The 18,025-nt window shown below is 65.3% G+C and carries 17 protein-coding genes, 1 tRNA gene and 1 pseudogene; 16 read left to right on the forward strand and 3 right to left on the reverse strand.

The window, feature by feature from the left end; all coding sequences use genetic code 11:
* The first annotated feature begins 239 nt into the window (after positions 1-239).
* Complete coding sequence (locus tag M3461_11240; GenBank protein ID MDQ3774885.1) at positions 240-680, forward strand: hypothetical protein; 441 nt, start codon at positions 240-242, stop codon at positions 678-680.
* 125 nt (positions 681-805) lie between these two features.
* Here the strand turns inward: M3461_11240 and M3461_11245 are convergent, their stop codons facing one another.
* On the reverse strand, positions 806-1,525 hold the full coding sequence (locus tag M3461_11245; protein ID MDQ3774886.1) for a DUF2459 domain-containing protein: 720 nt from the start codon (positions 1,523-1,525) through the stop codon (positions 806-808).
* Between the two features lie 855 nt (positions 1,526-2,380).
* Here M3461_11245 and M3461_11250 point away from each other — a divergent pair.
* The 7 genes from M3461_11250 (at position 2,381) to rpoS (ending at position 8,760) form a co-directional block, all read left to right on the forward strand.
* Positions 2,381-2,896, forward strand: coding sequence for a urate hydroxylase PuuD (locus tag M3461_11250; protein MDQ3774887.1), 516 nt, complete (start codon positions 2,381-2,383; stop codon positions 2,894-2,896).
* 112 nt (positions 2,897-3,008) lie between these two features.
* Complete coding sequence (locus tag M3461_11255; protein MDQ3774888.1) at positions 3,009-4,193, forward strand: aspartate aminotransferase family protein; 1,185 nt, start codon at positions 3,009-3,011, stop codon at positions 4,191-4,193.
* Between the two features lie 25 nt (positions 4,194-4,218).
* A complete protein-coding gene (gene argF / locus M3461_11260) occupies positions 4,219-5,112 on the forward strand; it encodes an ornithine carbamoyltransferase (GenBank protein ID MDQ3774889.1) in 894 nt (297 codons plus the stop codon).
* A 93-nt stretch (positions 5,113-5,205) separates the two neighbouring features.
* Entirely contained in the window at positions 5,206-6,036 is an 831-nt protein-coding gene (gene surE / locus M3461_11265; GenBank protein ID MDQ3774890.1) for a 5'/3'-nucleotidase SurE, read from the forward strand.
* Positions 6,033-6,698: a protein-L-isoaspartate(D-aspartate) O-methyltransferase gene (locus tag M3461_11270; protein MDQ3774891.1), complete on the forward strand. Its 666-nt coding sequence runs from the start codon at positions 6,033-6,035 to the stop codon at positions 6,696-6,698. The genes surE and M3461_11270 overlap by 4 nt, the downstream gene beginning before the upstream one ends.
* Before the next feature lie 110 nt (positions 6,699-6,808).
* Positions 6,809-7,579 carry a peptidoglycan DD-metalloendopeptidase family protein gene (locus M3461_11275; GenBank protein ID MDQ3774892.1) on the forward strand — a complete coding sequence of 257 codons (771 nt, stop codon included), beginning with the start codon at positions 6,809-6,811 and terminating at the stop codon, positions 7,577-7,579.
* A 188-nt stretch (positions 7,580-7,767) separates the two neighbouring features.
* Positions 7,768-8,760 (forward strand): RNA polymerase sigma factor RpoS, encoded by a 993-nt coding sequence (gene rpoS, locus M3461_11280; GenBank protein ID MDQ3774893.1) that lies wholly within the window; start codon positions 7,768-7,770, stop codon positions 8,758-8,760.
* Positions 8,761-9,010: 250 nt separating this feature from the next.
* Here the strand turns inward: rpoS and gltX are convergent, their stop codons facing one another.
* Entirely contained in the window at positions 9,011-10,465 is a 1,455-nt protein-coding gene (gene gltX, locus M3461_11285; GenBank protein ID MDQ3774894.1) for a glutamate--tRNA ligase, read from the reverse strand.
* A 96-nt stretch (positions 10,466-10,561) separates the two neighbouring features.
* On the opposite strand from gltX, the gene M3461_11290 reads away from it, so the two are divergent.
* Positions 10,562-10,636: transfer RNA gene (locus M3461_11290), tRNA-Val, on the forward strand.
* A 61-nt stretch (positions 10,637-10,697) separates the two neighbouring features.
* A complete protein-coding gene (locus M3461_11295; protein ID MDQ3774895.1) occupies positions 10,698-12,203 on the forward strand; it encodes a diguanylate cyclase in 1,506 nt (501 codons plus the stop codon).
* On the opposite strand, the gene M3461_11300 is transcribed toward M3461_11295, so the two are convergent.
* Positions 12,200-12,547, reverse strand: a complete 348-nt coding sequence (locus tag M3461_11300) for a hypothetical protein (GenBank protein ID MDQ3774896.1) — start codon at positions 12,545-12,547, stop codon at positions 12,200-12,202. The two genes, M3461_11295 and M3461_11300, sit on opposite strands and share 4 nt — an antisense overlap.
* On the opposite strand from M3461_11300, the gene M3461_11305 reads away from it, so the two are divergent.
* From M3461_11305 to M3461_11330, 6 genes and pseudogenes are all read left to right on the forward strand, one after another.
* Complete coding sequence (locus M3461_11305; GenBank protein MDQ3774897.1) at positions 12,540-13,235, forward strand: EAL domain-containing protein; 696 nt, start codon at positions 12,540-12,542, stop codon at positions 13,233-13,235. The genes M3461_11300 and M3461_11305 overlap by 8 nt on opposite strands.
* A 109-nt stretch (positions 13,236-13,344) precedes the next feature.
* Positions 13,345-14,487, forward strand: a complete 1,143-nt coding sequence (locus M3461_11310) for an MlaE family lipid ABC transporter permease subunit (GenBank protein MDQ3774898.1) — start codon at positions 13,345-13,347, stop codon at positions 14,485-14,487.
* A gap of 92 nt (positions 14,488-14,579) precedes the next feature.
* The gene (locus M3461_11315; GenBank protein ID MDQ3774899.1) at positions 14,580-15,359 is read left to right on the forward strand and encodes an ATP-binding cassette domain-containing protein; all 780 of its coding nucleotides are present in this window, start codon (positions 14,580-14,582) and stop codon (positions 15,357-15,359) included.
* Positions 15,344-16,279, forward strand: coding sequence for an MlaD family protein (locus M3461_11320; GenBank protein MDQ3774900.1), 936 nt, complete (start codon positions 15,344-15,346; stop codon positions 16,277-16,279). Before M3461_11315 ends, M3461_11320 begins: the two co-directional genes overlap by 16 nt.
* 19 nt (positions 16,280-16,298) lie before the next feature.
* Positions 16,299-16,907, forward strand: coding sequence for an ABC-type transport auxiliary lipoprotein family protein (locus tag M3461_11325; protein MDQ3774901.1), 609 nt, complete (start codon positions 16,299-16,301; stop codon positions 16,905-16,907).
* A 747-nt stretch (positions 16,908-17,654) separates the two neighbouring features.
* A pseudogene (locus tag M3461_11330) lies at positions 17,655-17,894 on the forward strand (hypothetical protein).
* The last annotated feature ends 131 nt before the right edge of the window (positions 17,895-18,025 follow it).

Consider the following 18,025-nt stretch of genomic DNA (forward strand, 5'->3'; position numbering starts at 1 on the left):
ATCGACTACCTCGCCGGGAACGCACGACGCGCACACCCTAAACGGGATCGACAACGTGGGCGGCTGCAATTCGGTCTGGAGCCGATTTTCGCGAATCCTTAACTACATAACCTATGTACTGCAGCTATGCTCGATGCATCGCGGGGAATGCGGGGCGGGTACACGCAACGGAAGCAATCAAGCGTTTCCTGCGCAAGCTGTATTCTGGTACCGCTGATATGAAAGCCCAAGGCCGCTTGTTGCTCCTCATCGCCGCGTCCGCCTCTTTCTTCGTTGCCGTTCTCCATGTCGTGATAGTGATCATCGGTCCCTCGGCATATACGTTCTTTGGAGGAGGGCGGCTCGCCAGGCTCGCGGTCTCCGGATCGTTTTCCCCAGTTATTCAGACACTTTCTCTGGGGGCCCTCCACGCTCTCTTCGGCCTCTACGGAGTCTCCGGAGCAGGTGTCATCCGTCGGTTACCCCTTCTGACGGTCGGGTTATTCGCCATCGGCGGTATGTACGCATTCCGCGGCCTCTCCGCAATACCGCAGGGCCTCCAGATCGTCCAAGACCCCGATTCTCTCCCATTTCGGGTGCTCTTCTACTCGCTTGTGTCGTTAGCAACTGGTTGTGCGTACCTTGCAGGCGTAGTGAAGAGCTGGGGATGGCTTCAGCGCGACGAAGAAATGAATGCATGAGCGCCATGTGCAACCGAGTTTCACACCAGGTTTTCATCGTCGATCACGTGCAACAGCCGCTGCTGCAGACCCTCGTCCACCCCATGAGCGAGGTACGCACGGCCACCCCCGGCCTCCTGGACCGCTTAACGGCTCGCCGGCCCGGAGTCAAGCGCATCGCCAAACCGGCGCGCCTCCGATACGAGTGCGCCCACCGTGATGACAGACGATATTGGATAACCGGCCGCCTGTAAGGCACGTGCCGCCCAGGTATTGCAGGTGTTGAAGAGATGAAAGGTTCCGCGCGCCGGGTAAAACCGGCTATCGCCATAAAGCCCTCGCCTGAGGGGCACGGCGGCGTCTCTTCCCTCTCTCGCAAAACTCTCATCGATATAACCTACTAAGTGCTGGAAACCGTGCGAGGGCGGATTGAGTGCGATGATCTCGCGATAGGGAGCATAACGAGTGACGGGTCCGCTGAAACCGACTACATGCAATACGGTCCTGGTTGAGAGCAATAGGGCCTTAAGCGCATATCCCGAGCTGAAGCTTGAAGCCTGATAAAAGTCCCAATCACCCCAGCCAAACTCCAGATACTCGGCCTCCGGAAAATCTCGACGTTCGGGCATAAGGTCGCCCGGAATATCGGATGCTCTGATCGCGACACCGGCATGCCAGCGATCGACAAGCAGGAGAACCGATGCACTCGGTCCACGATGGGGAAGCGAATCGCTCGCTTCTTCGACCCGCGTGGCGCAAGCACCACAGACGGCGATTACCATCAAGAACAGGACGCATTGCCTCAGGGCCACCATTGGGGTAAAAAAGCACTCCGCCAGAAGGACTAACCAGCCGGAGGACATCATGGTAGCGTTCGACCGATCAAACGCGTCGCCTTCGAGAGCATGCACGATCCCGTGGACCCACCGCGGTCAGCGCGGAGTTCTGGCCCCTGTACCATCTCATGGGCCTCTTACACGCCCCCGCGGTCAAGGGCTAGGGTACTTGCATCATAAAACGTGATGCAAGTACCCTAGCCGGTGCACCACGCCATGCCGGCGATTGCTCCACCCACCAGCCCGTGGCGCTTCCTGCTGCACCTCGCGGAGATGACCGGCCCGGCGTCCCGAACGGGTGGCCCTTGAGAACGCCCTGCGCCAGGCGCTCGAAGAGGGCCGGTTGCTCGATCGCCTCGAGGTCGACCAGGTTTTCGTGCGCGATCTCCTCGGCGATCGGGACGATGTCGCCAATCGTCGACCCTCCTGGCGCTCGGCCGTTAGCTCAGGCTCCGTGTGGTCGCCGAGGCCGTGGAGACTGAGGCCCGGCTCGAGCTCCTCAAGACCCGCGGCTGCGATGCGATCCGGGGCTAGGGGTTCAGCCGGCCGGTGTTCCGAGCAGTTGCCGGCGCTGCTGCCGGGGTCGCGGCTGATCCGAGCGAGCCGATGCCGCCCCCTTCCCCGTTCCCCCTTCGGATCGCCCTGACGGAATGGTTTGTAATGGGAATGGCTTGCAATGGCGCCCGGTGATGTCCCACAATCGCGGCTCTCGACGAGACTCCTGCAGCCAAGAGGGAGCAAAAATGAACCCGCTCGATACCATCGTGGGGACCATCGCCTCGGGCGTGGTCCTGGCCGTGATCCTGACCATCATCATCAAGCTCATCGCCGGCGCCTGAGCGCGGGTGTCCCATAATCTAGATATAAGAGGGGGGAGGACAAGATATGGAATGGCTATCCATCGACCGCTGGATCCACTATCTCGCGGGCGTGACGTGGATCGGGCTCCTGTATTACTTCAATTTCGTCCAGGTCCCGGCGCTCGCGGCCGCGGCCGCCGACAAGGGCGGACCCGGCCCCGCCGCCATCAGCAAATACATCGCTCCGCGCGCGCTGCTTTGGTTCCGCTGGGCGGCGGTCGCGACCTGGGTTTCGGGTGCCGCCTATCTCGGCGCCAACTTCCCGGGTGCTTTCATGCTCGGGATGCGTGCGGAGGACCCCGGTTCGGCCCAATATTTGGCTACCATCGGGATGGGGGCCTGGCTCGGCACCATCATGATCTTCAATGTCTGGTTCCTCATCTGGCCCAATCAGAAGAAGGTCCTGGGCCTGGTCTCGGCCACCGATCAGGAGAAGGCCCGGGCCCGGCGCGTGGCGTTTCTCGCCTCGCGCACCAACACCCTGCTATCGATCCCGATGTTGCTGTTCATGGGGGCGGCCAGCCACGGCCTACCGTTTTGATCGACGACGATGGGAGCGTGTGGATGGCTGATCCCTAGGCCGGCGTCTGGGATCTGCGAGGCAAGCCCGGCCCCGGCCGGGCTTGCCGTTTTATCGGTCGGAGGACCTGCGCGTGAGTAGCGCTCTCATGTCGAGCTATCAGCGCCTGCCGGTGGCCTTCGTGCGCGGCGAGGGCGTTTGGCTGTGGGACACCGAGGGGCGGCGCTATCTTGATGCCGTGGGCGGGATCGCCGTGTGTGCGCTCGGGCATGCCCACCCGGCGGTGGCGCAGGCCGTGGCCGAGCAGGCGGCCATCCTCGTCCATACCTCCAATCTCTATCGCATCCCCGCGCAGGAACGTCTGGCCGAGCGCCTCGTGGCGCTGTCGGGGATGGACCAGGCGTTCTTCTGTAATTCCGGGGCCGAGGCCAACGAGACGGCCATCAAGATCGCCCGGCTCCTGGGCCATGAGCGGGGGCTGGAGGCGCCGGCGATCGTGGTCATGGAAGGGGCCTTCCACGGCCGCACGCTCGCGACCTTGACGGCCACCGGAGCCCGTAAGGTGCAGGCCGGCTTCGAGCCCCTGGTGCAGGGCTTCGTGCGCGTGCCCTACGGCGACCTCGAGGCCGTGCGCGCGGTGGGCCTCAATCGGCGCGAGATCGTCGCGGTGCTGTGCGAGCCGATCCAGGGAGAGGGCGGGGTGGTGATGCCGCCGCCCGGTTATCTGGTGGGCCTGCGCGAGGTCTGTGACGGGCACGGGTGGCTCTTGATGCTCGACGAGGTCCAGACCGGGATGTGCCGGACCGGCCGCTGGTTCGCCTTCCAGCACGAGGGCGTCACGCCGGATGTCATGACGCTCGCCAAGTCCCTGGGCAATGGCGTACCGATCGGCGCCTGTCTCGCACGCGGCGCCGCGGCCGGCCTGATCCGGCCCGGCAAGCACGCCTCGACCTTCGGCGGCAACCCGCTCGCGTGCCGGGCGGCCCTGACGGTCCTCGACATTCTGGAGCAAGGGCGGCTTGCCGAGCGTGCGGCAGAGCTCGGCGAAGCGCTCTTGGAGCGACTGCGCCGCGCGCTCGGCGGCGTACCGGGCGTGGTCGAGATACGCGGGCGCGGGCTTATCATCGGCGTCATGCTCGATCGGCCTTGTGGGGAGTTGGTGGAGCGGGCGCTCGGTCTCGGGCTTCTCATCAATGTGACCGCCGAGCGCGTGGTGCGGCTCCTGCCGCCGCTCATCCTGAGCGACGCCGAGGCCGCGGACCTCGTGGAGCGCCTCGGCAACGTCATCCGCGCGTTCCTCGGCGGGGACGGTAGCTAGCGTCCGTTCGGCCCGGGAGGGGCACTTGGCAAGGCATTTCTTGACCTTAGGCGATCTCTCCCCTGCGGAGCTGGACGGCCTACTCCGGCGCGGCATCGGCCAGAAGTCGCGCAAGATCTCGGGCCCGAGACCGCTCTCGGGTCGGGTGCTGGCCATGGTCTTCGAAAAGTCCTCGACGCGCACGCGCGTGTCCTTCGAGACCGCGATGGCCCAACTCGGCGGCACGGCGATCTTTTTGTCCGTGCAGGACACCCAGCTGAGCCGCGGCGAGCCCGTCGAGGACATGGCCCGCGTCCTGTCGCGCATGGTCGATGCGATCATGGTGCGTACTCATGGGCACGATCGGCTGGTACGCTTCGCGGCGCATGCGAGCGTGCCGGTCATCAACGGCCTGACCGATCGCCACCATCCCTGTCAGCTCCTGGCCGACATGCAGACCTATGTGGAGCACCGCGGCCCCATCGCCGGCAGGCGCGTGGCCTGGCTCGGGGACGGCAACAACGTATGCTGTAGCTATATCGAGGCCGCCGGTCTCTATGGCTTCACCTTGCACCTGTGCTGTCCGCCGGGCTACCTTCCGCCCCCCGAGGTCGTGGAGGGCGGCGGTGCGGCGCTCAGGTGCTTCGAGCGGCCGGAGGAGGCGGTGCGCGGGGCGCACCTGGTGGTGACCGACGTGTGGGCCAGCATGGGACAAGAGCAAGAGGCCGAGGCGCGGCGGGCGGTTTTTTTCCCTTATCAGGTCAATGAAACCCTGATGGGGCTCTGCGATCCCGGGGCCCTGTTCATGCATTGCCTGCCCGCGCATCGCGGCGAGGAGGTCAGCCCCGGGGTCATGGACGGGCCGAGTAGCGTGGTGTGGGACGAGGCCGGGAACCGACTGCACGCGCAGAAGGCCTTGCTGGAGTTCCTGTTGCGGTGACTCCTCGAGGGGCGCGTTTGAAACCCACCCCGAGCAGCGATAACCGTTTAGGGACCGAGCGCGGGCGGCGGCCGCGGGCCGGTGGAGATGCCTGTGCGGTTTCTGTTGAGCAATGACGACGGCTACCAGGCGCCCGGCATCGTGTGCCTGGCCAAGGTCCTCTGCGGCATCGGGGAGGTGGTGGTGGTGGCCCCCGATCGGGACCGCAGCGGGGCCAGCAACTCCCTCACGCTCGAGAAGCCGATCCGGGCCGCGCGCGCCGACAACGGTTTCATCTACGTGGACGGCACACCCACCGATTGCGTCCACCTCGCCGTCACCGGGCTGCTCGATCGCATGCCCGACATGGTGATCGGCGGCATCAATCCCGGCGCCAACCTCGGGGACGATGTGTTGTACTCGGGGACCGTGGCGGCGGCCGTCGAGGGACGCTTCCTGGGCTTGCCGGCCGTGGCCATTTCGCTGGTGGGCCCCAAGACGGCGCATTATGAGACCGCGGCCCGGGTAGCCCTGCGGCTCGTGGAGGGCATCGCGGCCCGCCGGGTGCCGGCCGACACCATCCTGAACGTCAATGTCCCCGATCTGCCGTATGCGGACCTCGCCGGGTTCGAGGCCACGCGGCTCGGGAGGCGCCACAAGTCCGAGCCCATGATACCGGCCTCCGATCCGCGCGGCCGGCCCATCTACTGGGTCGGTCCGGCGGGGCCCGAGGAGGACGCCGGGCCGGGCACCGATTTTCATGCCGTCAGGACCGGCCATGTCTCCGTCACCCCGCTTCAGGTGGACATGACCCACTACCGGGCGCTCGACGCGGTGGCCCGCTGGCTTGCAGATTTCACCATGGCGGACCCTGGTGTGCCGAACCTCAGTGCCAGTGTGCCGAACCTCAGTGCCAGTGTGCCTAACGTCAGTGCAAGTGAATGAAGACCGACGAGCGCGGCATCGGTTTGACCTCGCAACGCGCGCGCGACCGGTTGGCTGGCCAGTTGCGCGAGATGGGGATAAGCTCTGTCGAAGTGCTGCACGTCATGCGGATGGTCCCGCGCCACCTGTTCGTCGATGAGGCTTTGGCGAGCCGTGCCTACGAGAACACCGCCCTGCCAATCGGCCACGGCCAGACCGTGTCGCAACCCTATATCGTGGCCCGGATGACGGAGGCGCTCTTGACCTCGGGTCCCGTCGCGCGCGTGCTGGAGATCGGGGCTGGGTCGGGTTATCAGTCGGCCGTCCTGGCCCACTTCGCCCACACCGTTTACGCCGTCGAACGCATGGCCAGCCTGGTCAAGAAGCTCCGCGAACGCATGGCGGCACTCGGATATCACAATGTACGCGTCAGACACGGGGACGGGCGTCTCGGCTGGCCGGAGCACGCCCCCTACGATGCCGTCCTGATGGCCGCGGCCGTGGTGGCCGTGCCGATCGCAGTGTGCGAGCAACTGGAGCTCGGCGGGCGTATGGTCATCCCGGTCGGCGAGGCCGATCACCAGGAGCTCGTGCTAGTCACCCGTCATGCCGGTGGCTTCGAGCATGCGCGCCTCGAGCCGGTACGCTTCGTCCCGATGCGGACCGGTATGACTAGTCGATGATCCCCGGTGCGCGTTGATCTCAGGCGGGCGTTGATCGCAGCGGACGCGCATCCCGGACGGGCGTTGATCCCGTACGGGCAGTGATCCCAGACCGGTGTCGATCGCCGACAGTGTTCAGTCTCTGGTGGCCCTTGCTGGTTCTGATCGGGGCGTCCCTGCTCGGTGCATGCGTGATCACGGAGCCACCCCTGGGCCAAGAGGAAGGGGCCGAGGGCCGGCCCGCGGGTCGCTATCACACGATCGTGCGTGGGGACACGCTGTACGGCATCGCCTTTCGCTACGGCCTGGATTATCGCGCGCTGGCACGGAGCAACGGCATCCGCGCGCCGTATCGGATCTATCCGGGCCAGCGCGTGGTGTTGGGTGCGGTCGCCAAACCGCGACCCGCGGCGGCGGCGCCGCAAAAAAGGCCGGCCGTCCGCGCGCATCGTGAGCCTTCCGTGGCCGAAAAGCCCGCTGTCGCGGTGGCGCCTCGATCGGCAACCGGGCGCGCGGCGGCGAGCTCGGATCTCATCCGCTGGCAGTGGCCGGCGCAGGGCAGGCTGCAGGCGATCGGCATGGGATCCGGCAAACAAGGCGTCGAGATCGTCGGTGAGATCGGACAGGCGATCCGCGCCGCCGCCGCGGGTCAGGTCGTTTACAGCGGCGATGGACTTGTGGGCTACGGAAGGCTTATCATCATCAAGCACGACGATACTTATTTCAGTGCGTACGCGCATAATCGCCGACTGCTGGTGCGAGAGGGGATCAGCGTCTCCGGCGGACAACCGATCGCGGAGATGGGGAGCACCGGGACCAATCAGGTCAAGCTCTACTTCGAAATCCGGCGTAACGGCAAACCCGTGCCACCGCGGGACTATCTTCCTGAACGACAGATCTAGGGGGAACGACAGATCTAGACGGGATGGATCGGTTTCTTAATTTAATTATATGGGCGTGGAATGCTCCCGAGCGCCAGTCGAGCTCCTTGCCGAAAACACGCGCGACCCATTTATGTATTTTGGACCTGGGGATACTCTACCATCCGCTTTGAGTCAATAATCCTTTCAGTCGATAACACCGGAGCGCCATGAACGCCAGGACAGAGATCGACGACGGATCGAGTGATGCCGGCGATGACGAGCTGTCGGGCTATGAGGCGCTCGGCGAGGGAAGCCTCGGCGGAGCCCTCGGTGATGACCCGGCCGGCGCGAACGGGAAGTCGAGCGAGGAGTTCCCCGATACCGAGCTCAACGCCACGCGCCTTTACTTGAGCGAGATCGGGTTCTCTCCCCTGCTCTCGGCCAGCGAGGAGGTACGTCTGGCGCGCGCCGCGCGCCGCGGGGATGCGCACAGCCGTAAGCGCATGATCGAGAGCAACCTGCGCCTCGTGGTGAAGATCGCGAGGCGCTACCTGAACCGCGGCCTGGCACTCCTGGACCTCATCGAAGAGGGCAACCTGGGGCTCATCCGGGCGGTCGCGAAGTTCGATCCCGAGCGGGGATTTCGCTTTTCGACCTACGCCACCTGGTGGATCCGCCAGACCATCGAGCGCGCCCTGATGAACCAGACCCGCACCATCCGCCTGCCCATCCATGTGGTCAAGGAGATCAATCTCTACACGCGCGCCATGCGGCGTCTGACCCAGACCCTGGACCATGAGCCGAAACCCGAGGAAGTGGCTCATCTGCTCGATCGTTCCCTCGCCGAGGTCGAGCACATGGCGGGTCTGAACGAGCGTGTGACCTCGATCGACAGCCCCGCCGAGCGCGAGTCGGGCCGGTCGGTGCTCGATACCATCCCCGACGAGAACAACCTCGACCCGTCGCTGATCTTGCAAGACAGCGACATGCGCCACCACGTCGACCTGTGGCTCACGGAGCTGAACGAAAAGCAGCGCGCGGTGGTCGAACGGCGTTTCGGCCTGCACGGCTTCGAGATCGCGACGCTCGAGGCGGTTGGCAACGAGATCGGCGTGACCCGCGAACGCGTGCGCCAGATCCAGATCGAAGCCCTGCGGCGTCTGCGCCAGATCCTGGAGCGCGAGGGACTGTCCGTGGACACGCTGTTCCCGAACTTCTAGCTCTCACGCAGCCAATGTCTTATAGACCAGTCCGGTCCCCTCCCCTGCGGAGCGGGGGAGGGTCAGGTTGGGGGTAAAGGCGTCGCCGCCAGGAAAGGATTTGGTCAGCGCGTGTAGGGTCTAACTCCCACCCCGACAACACGGACAGGGGAGGGAGTTGCTCGGTGGCCTCCCGGAGGGAGCGCGAGTTTATCTAGGTACCTGAAATTTCAAATACGTTAACGATCGCATATCGCGCTTTTTGATTCCCTCACCCGCACCCGGAGACCGAGGGGCTCTCCGGAGGCGATCCATGACCGGGGCCGATATAGCAGAGCGCCTGGTCGATACGCGTGAGGCACTTCGCGCGACCGAGGAGCGCGACGGTGTGATCGATGGGGGGCGACGCCGTCGTACCGCAGACCGCCACGCGCAGCAGCTGAGCCAATTGCCCGAACTTTAGGGCGTGACCGGCCGCCACGTTGCCGATGGCAGCGTGAATGGATCCGGCGTCCCATCGCGGCAGGCCGGTCAAGCCCTCCCGCAGTGCGGCCAGCGGCCCGTGCATCTCGACGGTAAGGTATCGCTCGGCCGCTGCCGGGTCATAATCGCCCAGATCCTGATAAAAGAGCCGCGTTTGCGCCGCCATCTCCACCAGGGTCTTGGAGCGCTCCCGCAACGGCTCGATCACCTCGGCGAGCTCCGGCGGGGCTTTCGGTTCGATACCCGCGCGCTCCTGAAAAAAGCGCAGGCGGCGGACCAGATCATTGATGTCGCCCTGCTTCATATAATGCTGATTGAGCCACAGGAGCTTGGCCGGATCGAAGGTTGCGGCCGCCTTGTTGACATCGGCGATGTCGAATTTCTCGATCAGCTCCTGCATCGAAAAGACCTCTTGGTCACCGTACGACCAGCCGAGCCTCGCGAGGTAATTCAGGAGGGCTTGGGGCAGGTAACCGTCATCGCGGTACTGCAGGACGCTCACCGCGCCGTGCCGCTTGGACAGCGGCTTGCCGTCCGGCCCCAGGATCATGGGCACGTGGGCAAATACGGGGACGGGCGCCTCGAGCGCGCGAAAGACATTGACCTGCCGCGGGGTGTTGTTCAGATGGTCGTCGCCGCGGATGACGTGGGTGACGCCCATATCGAGGTCGTCGACCACCACCGACAGGTTATAGGTGGGCGTCCCGTCGGAGCGCAAGAGAATGAGATCGTCGAGCTCTCGATTCCGGAAGGCGACCCGCCCCCGGATCAGGTCCTCGACCACGACCTCGCCATCGAGCGGGTTCTTGAAGCGGACCACTGGCGGGGTGCCCGCATCGGTCGGGCGGCCTTCGGCAGCGCCGCGGCAACGGCCGTCATAGCGCGGTTTCTCCTTGCGTGCCATTTGCCGGGCCCGCAGCGCCTCCAGGCGCTTCCGGGAGCAATAGCAGCGATAGGCCAGACCGCGAGCCAAAAGGGAGTCGATCACCTCGCGATAACGCGCGAAGCGCTCGGTCTGAAAGATGGGCCCCTCGTCATGATCGAGGCCGAGCCATTCCAGGCCGTCGAGGATGGCGCGCACCGCTTCCCCGGTGGAGCGCTCGCGATCGGAGTCTTCGACTCGCAGCACAAACGCGCCCTGGTGCCTGCGGGCGTAGAGCCAGGAGAACAGCGCCGTGCGGACTCCCCCGATGTGCAGGTAGCCGGTAGGGCTCGGCGCGAAGCGGGTCCTGATCGTACTCAAGTCTCTGTCGTTGTCCGGATGGGTCGCCGTCATTCTACCAGGCGCTCAAGGGCTTCATTGACCGCCGCGCTACCCGTCCCTACAATCTCGGCCACCGGGCGATTAGCTCAGCGGGAGAGCGCTCCCTTCACACGGGAGAGGTCGTAGGTTCGATCCCTACATCGCCCACCAATCGACTCTCGCGGCTCCAGCGCCCGTCATCCATGCGTTTCGACAGGGTGGCGCGACCCCGATGCACTGCCCAGAGACAGCGGCCCAAGGACCCGAGACCCCGCCACCGCACGATGGCTTGCTGGCGCAGCACGAGGCGCTGGCTGCGCTCACGCGGAGTCCTGTCTTTCGCGGCCAGGACTTGGCCGCGGCCTTGCGGCTCCTGACCGAGACCGCCGCCCGCGTCCTCTCCATCGAGCGGGTGAGCCTGTGGCGCTATACCGAAGAGCGCTCTGCGATTTATTGCCTCGACCTCTACGAGCTCGAGCCCGACCGGCACTCCGCCGGTTCGGTGCTCGATGCGATCCGCTATCCCGGCTATTTCCGGGCACTCGCGCAGAGCGAGGCCATCGTCGCGGATGACGCCCACAAGGACCCGAGAACCCGCGAGTTCTCGGAGACCTATCTGACCCCGCTCGGGATCACCGCCATGCTGGACATCCCCCTCATCCTGTTCGGCGGGCTCGAAGGGGTCCTGTGCCACGAGCAGATCGGCCCGCCCCGACCGTGGCGGCCCGGAGACCGTTTGTTCGGCATCGCCATCGCCAACTTCGCGGCGCTGGCCGTCGAGCACAACGAACGGGAACGGACCGCCGAGGCCCTGCGCGACAGCGAGGCGCGTCTGCGATGGTCGGAGCAACATTACCGATCGCTCGTCGAAAACCTCCGGGAGGTGGTCTTCCACACCGATGTGGACGGGCGCTACACGTTCCTGAACCCGGCCTGGGAGAGATTGACGGGTTTCGCGGTCGATGCGAGCCTCGGCACCCGGGCTTCGGGTTATTTCCACTCGCCGTACCGCACGGAATACATCGAGATGCACGAGGCGCTGCTCTCCGGGCCCGGAGAAGCGCACTTCGAGGCCCAGTTGCGGGCACAGGGCGGTGAGCTCTCTTGGGTCGAGGGTTTCGTGCGGCTCACCCGCGACGAGCAAGGCCAAGTCCTCGGGACCACCGGCACGCTCTCCGACATCAACGAGCGCAAGGCATCCGAGGCGCGCATCCAGCAACTCGCCTATCACGACACCTTGACCGGCCTCCCCAACCGTGCGCTGCTCCTGGATCGCCTGGACCAGGCCCTGGCGGAGGTGGAGCGTCACGAGCGCACGCTGGCGGTGCTCTACCTCGACCTCGACCGCTTCAAGCTCATCAACGATTCCCTGGGACATCACGTCGGCGACCGCCTGCTGGAGGCGGGCAGCACCCGCATGCGCGGGCTCCTGCGCGCCGAAGACACGGTGGCGCGGCTCGGCGGCGACGAGTTCGTGGTGGTGTTGCCGGATGTCCAGGCGGCCCACGACCCGGCCCAGGTGGCTGAAAAAATCATCTCGGCGCTCGCCGTACCGTTCGATCTCGGCGAGCACCGGGTGCATGTGACGGCCAGCATCGGCATCAGCGTCTACCCGAGCGACGGCCGAGACCGCGACGCGCTCCTCCGGCACGCCGACGCCGCCCTGTATCAGGCCAAGGAGCGCGGCCGCACCACCTACCGGTTCTTCGATGCCGAAATCAACCGGCAGGCGAGCTAGCGTCTCGCGATCGAGAACGGCCTTCGGGTGGTCTGGAGCGTGGCGAGCTGACGCTGCACTATCAACCGTTGTTCGATCTCCGGACCCTGGCGATCACCGGTGTCGAGACGCTGCTGCGCTGGCGGCACCCGGAGCGCGGGCTCATCCCCTCCGCGGAGTTCATCGCCGTCGCCGAGGAGTCCGGGCTCATCGTACCCATCGGACGATGGGTCCTCTCGAGCGCGTGCCAACAGGCCGCGGCCTGGCGCCGGCAGGGCCTCGCGTGCGCCCGGATAGCCGTCAACCTCTCCGCGCGCCAGTTGCGCCCACGACGCCTTGGTCGCCGGGATCCGCGAGGTGCTCACGAAGAGCGGGATCGACCCCGGCGATCTCGACCTCGAGATCACCGAATCGAGCGTCATGCACGATACCTTGCGCGCCGGGCAAGTCCTCGAGGAGATCGATGCGCTTGGGATCCAGCTCACCATGGATGATTTTGGCACCGGCTATTCGAGCTTGAGCTATCTCAAGCGCTTCCCGTTCGACCGCATCAAGATCGACCAGACCTTCGTGCGCGACGTCCCGGACGAATCCCGGCGATGTCGCCATCGTCCAGGCGATCGTGGCGATGGCGCATCAGTTGAGGCTCAGGGTCGTGGCCGAGGAGGTGGAGACGCCGGAACAGCGTGCGTTCTTGGAGGACTGTGGATGCGACGAGATCCAGGGGTATCTCCTCGGTGCCGCCGCTCCCGGCGGAGCATTTCTCCGCCGTGGGGGGATTGGTCACCGAACGCGCGTGAGGTGCAAGGCAGCGGCGATCGAGGACCGGATGGCCCCGTGTCGCGAACCGCCGCAGCGCTCACCCGTCTCGAACAGGGCTTCGCCGAAGACCTCCGCCTCGATAAGTTGGCGACGGCCTGTCAGATGAGCAGTTCCCATTTCAGCCGGACCTTCAAGAAGAGCATGGCATCTCGTTCAGACGCTATCTCCTTCGCTACCATCTCCAACGGGCATGCGAGTTCCTGGCGAGTGATCGAACTCATGCTCGAGTAGGGGCTCGCTCAGATGGTGCCCGCAGATCGAACCCGCCCGTGGCGCCGCCTCCGGATCGAACCCGATGAGCTATCATGGGCCCCGACGCTCGCGCACGAGGCCGCTCGCCTTGCCCCGCCGAACAATCGTTGAAACCGATGCCGGTGCCGATGTGACGGCGCAGGCAGGAACACTCTATCTACGCGGGGCGTGGACCACGCAGCACCTCGGCGGCCTTATCGATAAGATCGGCGCGCTGATCGCGAATGACCCTCGCAACGGCGATCCCCTGCACGTGGAGGCAGGCGGGCTCACCGCCCTCGACACCGCCGGTGCGTGGATCCTCTGCGGGCTCCTCCGAGGGCTCGAAGCACGCGGCAGCGAGGCGCGGATCGACGGACTCGAGGACGGGCACCGGGCGCTCCTGGACCTCGTCCGGGACCGCGCCCCCGAGCCCGATCCGCCGAGTCCCTCCAATCCCGGCGCCTTGGGCCGCCTCGGGCGTATGACGATGGCGCACCTCGACGAGGCGCACGCCATGACGGCCTTCATCGGCGAGGTGGCGATCGCGCTCTTCGAGCACGTGAAGCACCCGGCACGCCTGCGTACGCGCGCGCTCCTCGGCACGCTCGAGCGCGCCGGGGTGGGCGCCATCCCCATCGTCGCGCTCCTGTCCTTCCTGCTCGGGATCGTCATCGCCTACCAGGGTGGTCTCCAGCTCCAGAATTATGGGGCCAACATCTTCATCGCCGAGCTGGTGAGCCTCACGATGTTGCGCGAATTCGGCCCCATGATGACCGCCATCATCGTGGCCGGCCGCACCGGCTCGGCCTACACGGCGGAGATCGGCACCATGAAGGTCACCGAGGAGATCGACGCCTTGACCAGCATCGGCATCCCGCCGCTCGACCTCCTGGTGCTGCCCAAGCTCTTCGGTCTAGTAATAGTCTTACCCCTGCTCACACTCGTAGCCGATGCGGCCGGCGTACTCGGCGGGATGGTGATGGCGGCCGCCATGCTCGATGTCGGCTTCCAGGACTTCGCGGATCGCTTGCCGCAGCCGCTCGTGTACCGGTCGTTCGTGATCGGCATCGCCAAGGCCCCGGTGTTCGCCATGATCGTGGCCGTCGTCGGATGTTTCCAGGGTTTTCGCGTGTCGGGGAGCGCCGATAGTGTCGGGCGCAAGACCACAATCAGCGTGGTCCAGTCCATCTTCCTCGTGATCATCGCCGACGCCGCTTTTTCGATCCTGTTCAGCTTCATCGGGATCTGAGAGGTTGTGAAAAAACCGTCGCGAGCGAAGGGAGGTCGCGCCGAGGACGCAGCGCGAGATCCCGTGCGCAGCAGGTTTTTTCACAACCTCTGATGGCCTCCGCCACCGTCATCGAAGTCAGGGGCCTCCGGACCGAATACGGCCCGATGTGCATCCACGATGGCCTCGACCTCACGGTGCGCCGCGGCGAGATCCTGGGGCTCTGCGGCGGCAGCGGCTCGGGGAAGACCACCCTCCTGCGCGAGATGAACCTCCTCATGCGCCCCAGCGCCGGCAAGGTCGAGGTCCTAGGGATCGACGTCCTGTCCGCCGCCGAGGACGCGCTCACGCCGTTGCGCCGGCGCATCGGCGTGATGTTTCAGCGCGGGGCACTGTTCAGCGCGCTGACCGTCAAGCAGAATGTCGCCGTGCCCCTCCAGGAACACACCGATCTGCCGGCGCGCCTGATCGACGAGCTGGCCCTGCTCAAGATCGCCCTCGCGGGTCTGGCCCCGGGCGCGGCGTCCCTGTACCCGCGCGAGCTGTCCGGGGGCATGTCGAAACGCGCGGCCGTGGCGCGGGCCCTGGCGCTGGACCCGGAGATCTTGTTCCTCGACGAGCCGACCGCGGGTCTCGACCCGGTGAGTGCGGAGGCCTTCGATGCGCTCATCGTGCAGCTCAAGTGCTCGCTCGATCTGAGCATCGTGCTCGTCACCCACGACCTCGACACCCTGTGGCGGGTCACCGACCGCGTGGCCTTCCTGGCCGCGAAACGGGTCGCGGCCTGCGCACCGATCGCGGAGCTTCCCCGACACCCGCACCCCGAGATCCAGGCCTATTTCACCGGTCCCCGGGGCCGGGCAGCCACGACGGCCGCATGGACCCGCGCATAAACTACACGCTCGTCGGCCTGTTCGTGCTGGTGCTGGGCTCGGGCATCATCGCCGCCTCGATCTGGTTGAGCGGTCGAGGCGATGAGCGCGCCTACGAGACCTATGTGGCGTATATGCGGGAATCCGTGGCCGGCCTGAACCCGCGTGCGTTGGTCAAGTATCGAGGCGTCAACGTGGGGACGGTGCGGCGCATCGGCCTCGACAAGGAAGGCCGGGTGCGGCTGCTCCTCGACATCGAGGTAGGTACCCCCCTCAATGACGACACCGCCGCGGTGCTGTCGACACTCGGGATCACCGGGCTCGTGTTCGTGGACCTCAAGGCCGTCGGGAGGACCTCGGGACGCGCCTGCCGGAAGATCGGAAAAGCAGAGGAACCTTTCCCCGAGATCCGAACCTGTCCGTCCCTGCTCGCCGAGGTGTCGTCGCTGCCGATGGAGGTCAAGGCGGCCGTTCGTCAGCTCGAGCAGGTCGCGGCTAGTGTCCAACGGTTCCTCGCGGCACCGGACACGCGCGGTACCCTGGTTCAGGTGCTCCGTAACCTGGAGCGCATCAGCGGGACCTTGGCCGCGAACGACCAGGCGATCGTCGAAGCCCTCCGCCGGGTCAACGCAGTCCTCGGCGACACCGCCGACGCCACCCGACGCCTGCCCGCCGTCGTGGACCATGCCGGAGATACCCTCGCCGCCTTCCAAGGCACCACCGCCAGCATCCAAACGACGGTTGTGAACCTCGACAGCCTGATCGCAGAGCTGCGCGCGGACCTCAAGCGCGTGTCGGACGGCACCGTGGCCCAGAGCGGGCCGCTCATCGTGGAGATGCGCCAGGCCACCCTGGCCTTGAAGCGCCTGGCGGGCGATCTCGATCGACAACCGAATCTTTTGATCTATGGCCGCACGCGCCCCCCCGGACCCGGGGAATAGGCGGGACCGGACCCTGCGCATGGGTCGGTGGACGTGGCTCGCGCTCTTCGGGCTCGCCGGTTGCACCGCCCTCCCGAGCCCTCCGGCCGCCATCCACACCTACCTGTTCTCGGCGCCGTTCCCCGCGCCCCGGCGCGGGCCGGGCCCCGTGCTGCTCATCGCTATCCCCAAGGCCGCGGCCGGCTACGACCGGCCCGCCATCGCCTACCGGCGTTCCCCGACAAGGCTAGACTACTATGCCGCGAACGAATGGGCCGACGAGCCCGCGCGCCTCATCGAGCCGCTCATCATCGCCGCAACCGAGGCCAGCGGCGCCTTCGAGGCGGTCGTGTCCGCGGGCACCGGGCTCACCGCGGAGATCAGGCTCGATACCGAGATCGTGCGCATCGAGCACGAGCTACTGGCAGCGCCTAGCCGGGGCCGTTTTACCCTGCGCGCCCAGCTCGTCGATGTGGCCCGCGGGCGGGTCATCGGAACACAGCGCTTCGATGCCTCCGTTCCGAGCCGGAGCGACGACGCCGAGGGCGCCGTCGCGGCCATCGATACCGCCCTGGCGCGGGTCCTCGTGCAACTGGTCGCCTTCTGTTTGAAGAACACCGTCGATCGTGAAAAACGAGGAGGCCCATGATCAATACCATCCCACGGGACGGCCATGATCGTACGACTCGATTCACTCGATGGCGTAGGACTCGCCCGGGCCTGATCGCCTTGTAGCTGGTGATAGCCGCGCAGCTGAAGAAGGCTGTGTGCCTTCAGTGCAAAGAGGCGGCTCAGCAACGCGGCTTTTTCTGGATCGAGGCGAGAGTTACTCTGTCGCAGAACACGTTCGATTGGTTTTTCAACCGACGGTCCGGGTATCGTGCGCAGTACTACCTCTCTGCTGAACAAGGAGATACATACAACCGGAGGTTGTTTGGCGCCTGACGGCAATCATCGCAAAGGTATTCTTGGATTCAGGGGCTGGCGGGGTGGCGGATTGGAAACTCTTGGAGGGGTCTCTGCGCGGTCGATACAATAAGGTATGGAATAGGAACGATTGGACCATTTTCAGGCAACCGACCAGCTTGCAGATTGAAAGGTGGGTCGAATATTGGTCGAAGAGTCGGGAGGAAGAGCAAATGGGACTGAAGGCACCGCTGCAGAAGCCTACGGAGTGATTTGAAAGGAACTTACATCGACCCGACGAGCGGGGAGGAATGCGTTAGGGAAAGCAAGAAACACCGGTCGGAACAGATATCTCAATGCGGTTGGACCTGACACGAACAGCAGGGCCGCTAGCGATAACCCCTTACAATGACCGGCATTGCCGGGGAGGGGCCGTTATGGTTAAACGTCTTGCGGGGAAAAGGCTTTACCGGAGGGGGCGGTAAGAACAATGGCGCGTAGAACAAAAGAGACAAAAAGGCACATTGAGAACTACGTCCACAAGGGCCGCGAGCGGTTGAACAACCCGCCCGTGGGGTTGGTCACGCCCGACACGGACAAGGACGCGGGCAAGAAAACATACGCCTACGACCCGCACCGCGACCCCCAACTGGTCTGGGCGGGGAAGGCCGAGCATACCTCGTTCGAGGTCCCGACGGTTTCCCTGCACGTTCACGAGCGCATCGATCCTCTTAGCCCAGGTTTAACAGGCTATCCCCCTTTTTCGTGACTTTCTGCGAATAAACTTCAATAGAATCAACGGACGGATCTGGAAATGCTGTTTGTAGTGCCATAATATTGTAGTAAGGTATTGATTTCCGC

Source organism: Pseudomonadota bacterium (assembly GCA_030860485.1).
Classification (GTDB): Bacteria; Pseudomonadota; Gammaproteobacteria; order JACCXJ01; family JACCXJ01; genus JACCXJ01.

What these genes read in the sequence shown, in the direction of transcription:
- M3461_11245 (MDQ3774886.1), bottom strand. Translation starts at nt 1,525, where the DNA reads ATGATGTCCTCCGGCTGGTTAGTCCTTCTGGCGGAGTGCTTTTTTACC.
- M3461_11250 (MDQ3774887.1), top strand. Translation starts at nt 2,381, where the DNA reads ATGGAATGGCTATCCATCGACCGCTGGATCCACTATCTCGCGGGCGTG.
- M3461_11270 (MDQ3774891.1), top strand. Translation starts at nt 6,033, where the DNA reads ATGAAGACCGACGAGCGCGGCATCGGTTTGACCTCGCAACGCGCGCGC.
- rpoS (MDQ3774893.1), top strand. Translation starts at nt 7,768, where the DNA reads ATGAACGCCAGGACAGAGATCGACGACGGATCGAGTGATGCCGGCGAT.
- M3461_11295 (MDQ3774895.1), top strand. Translation starts at nt 10,698, where the DNA reads ATGCACTGCCCAGAGACAGCGGCCCAAGGACCCGAGACCCCGCCACCG.
- M3461_11315 (MDQ3774899.1), top strand. Translation starts at nt 14,580, where the DNA reads ATGGCCTCCGCCACCGTCATCGAAGTCAGGGGCCTCCGGACCGAATAC.
- M3461_11320 (MDQ3774900.1), top strand. Translation starts at nt 15,344, where the DNA reads ATGGACCCGCGCATAAACTACACGCTCGTCGGCCTGTTCGTGCTGGTG.
- M3461_11325 (MDQ3774901.1), top strand. Translation starts at nt 16,299, where the DNA reads ATGGGTCGGTGGACGTGGCTCGCGCTCTTCGGGCTCGCCGGTTGCACC.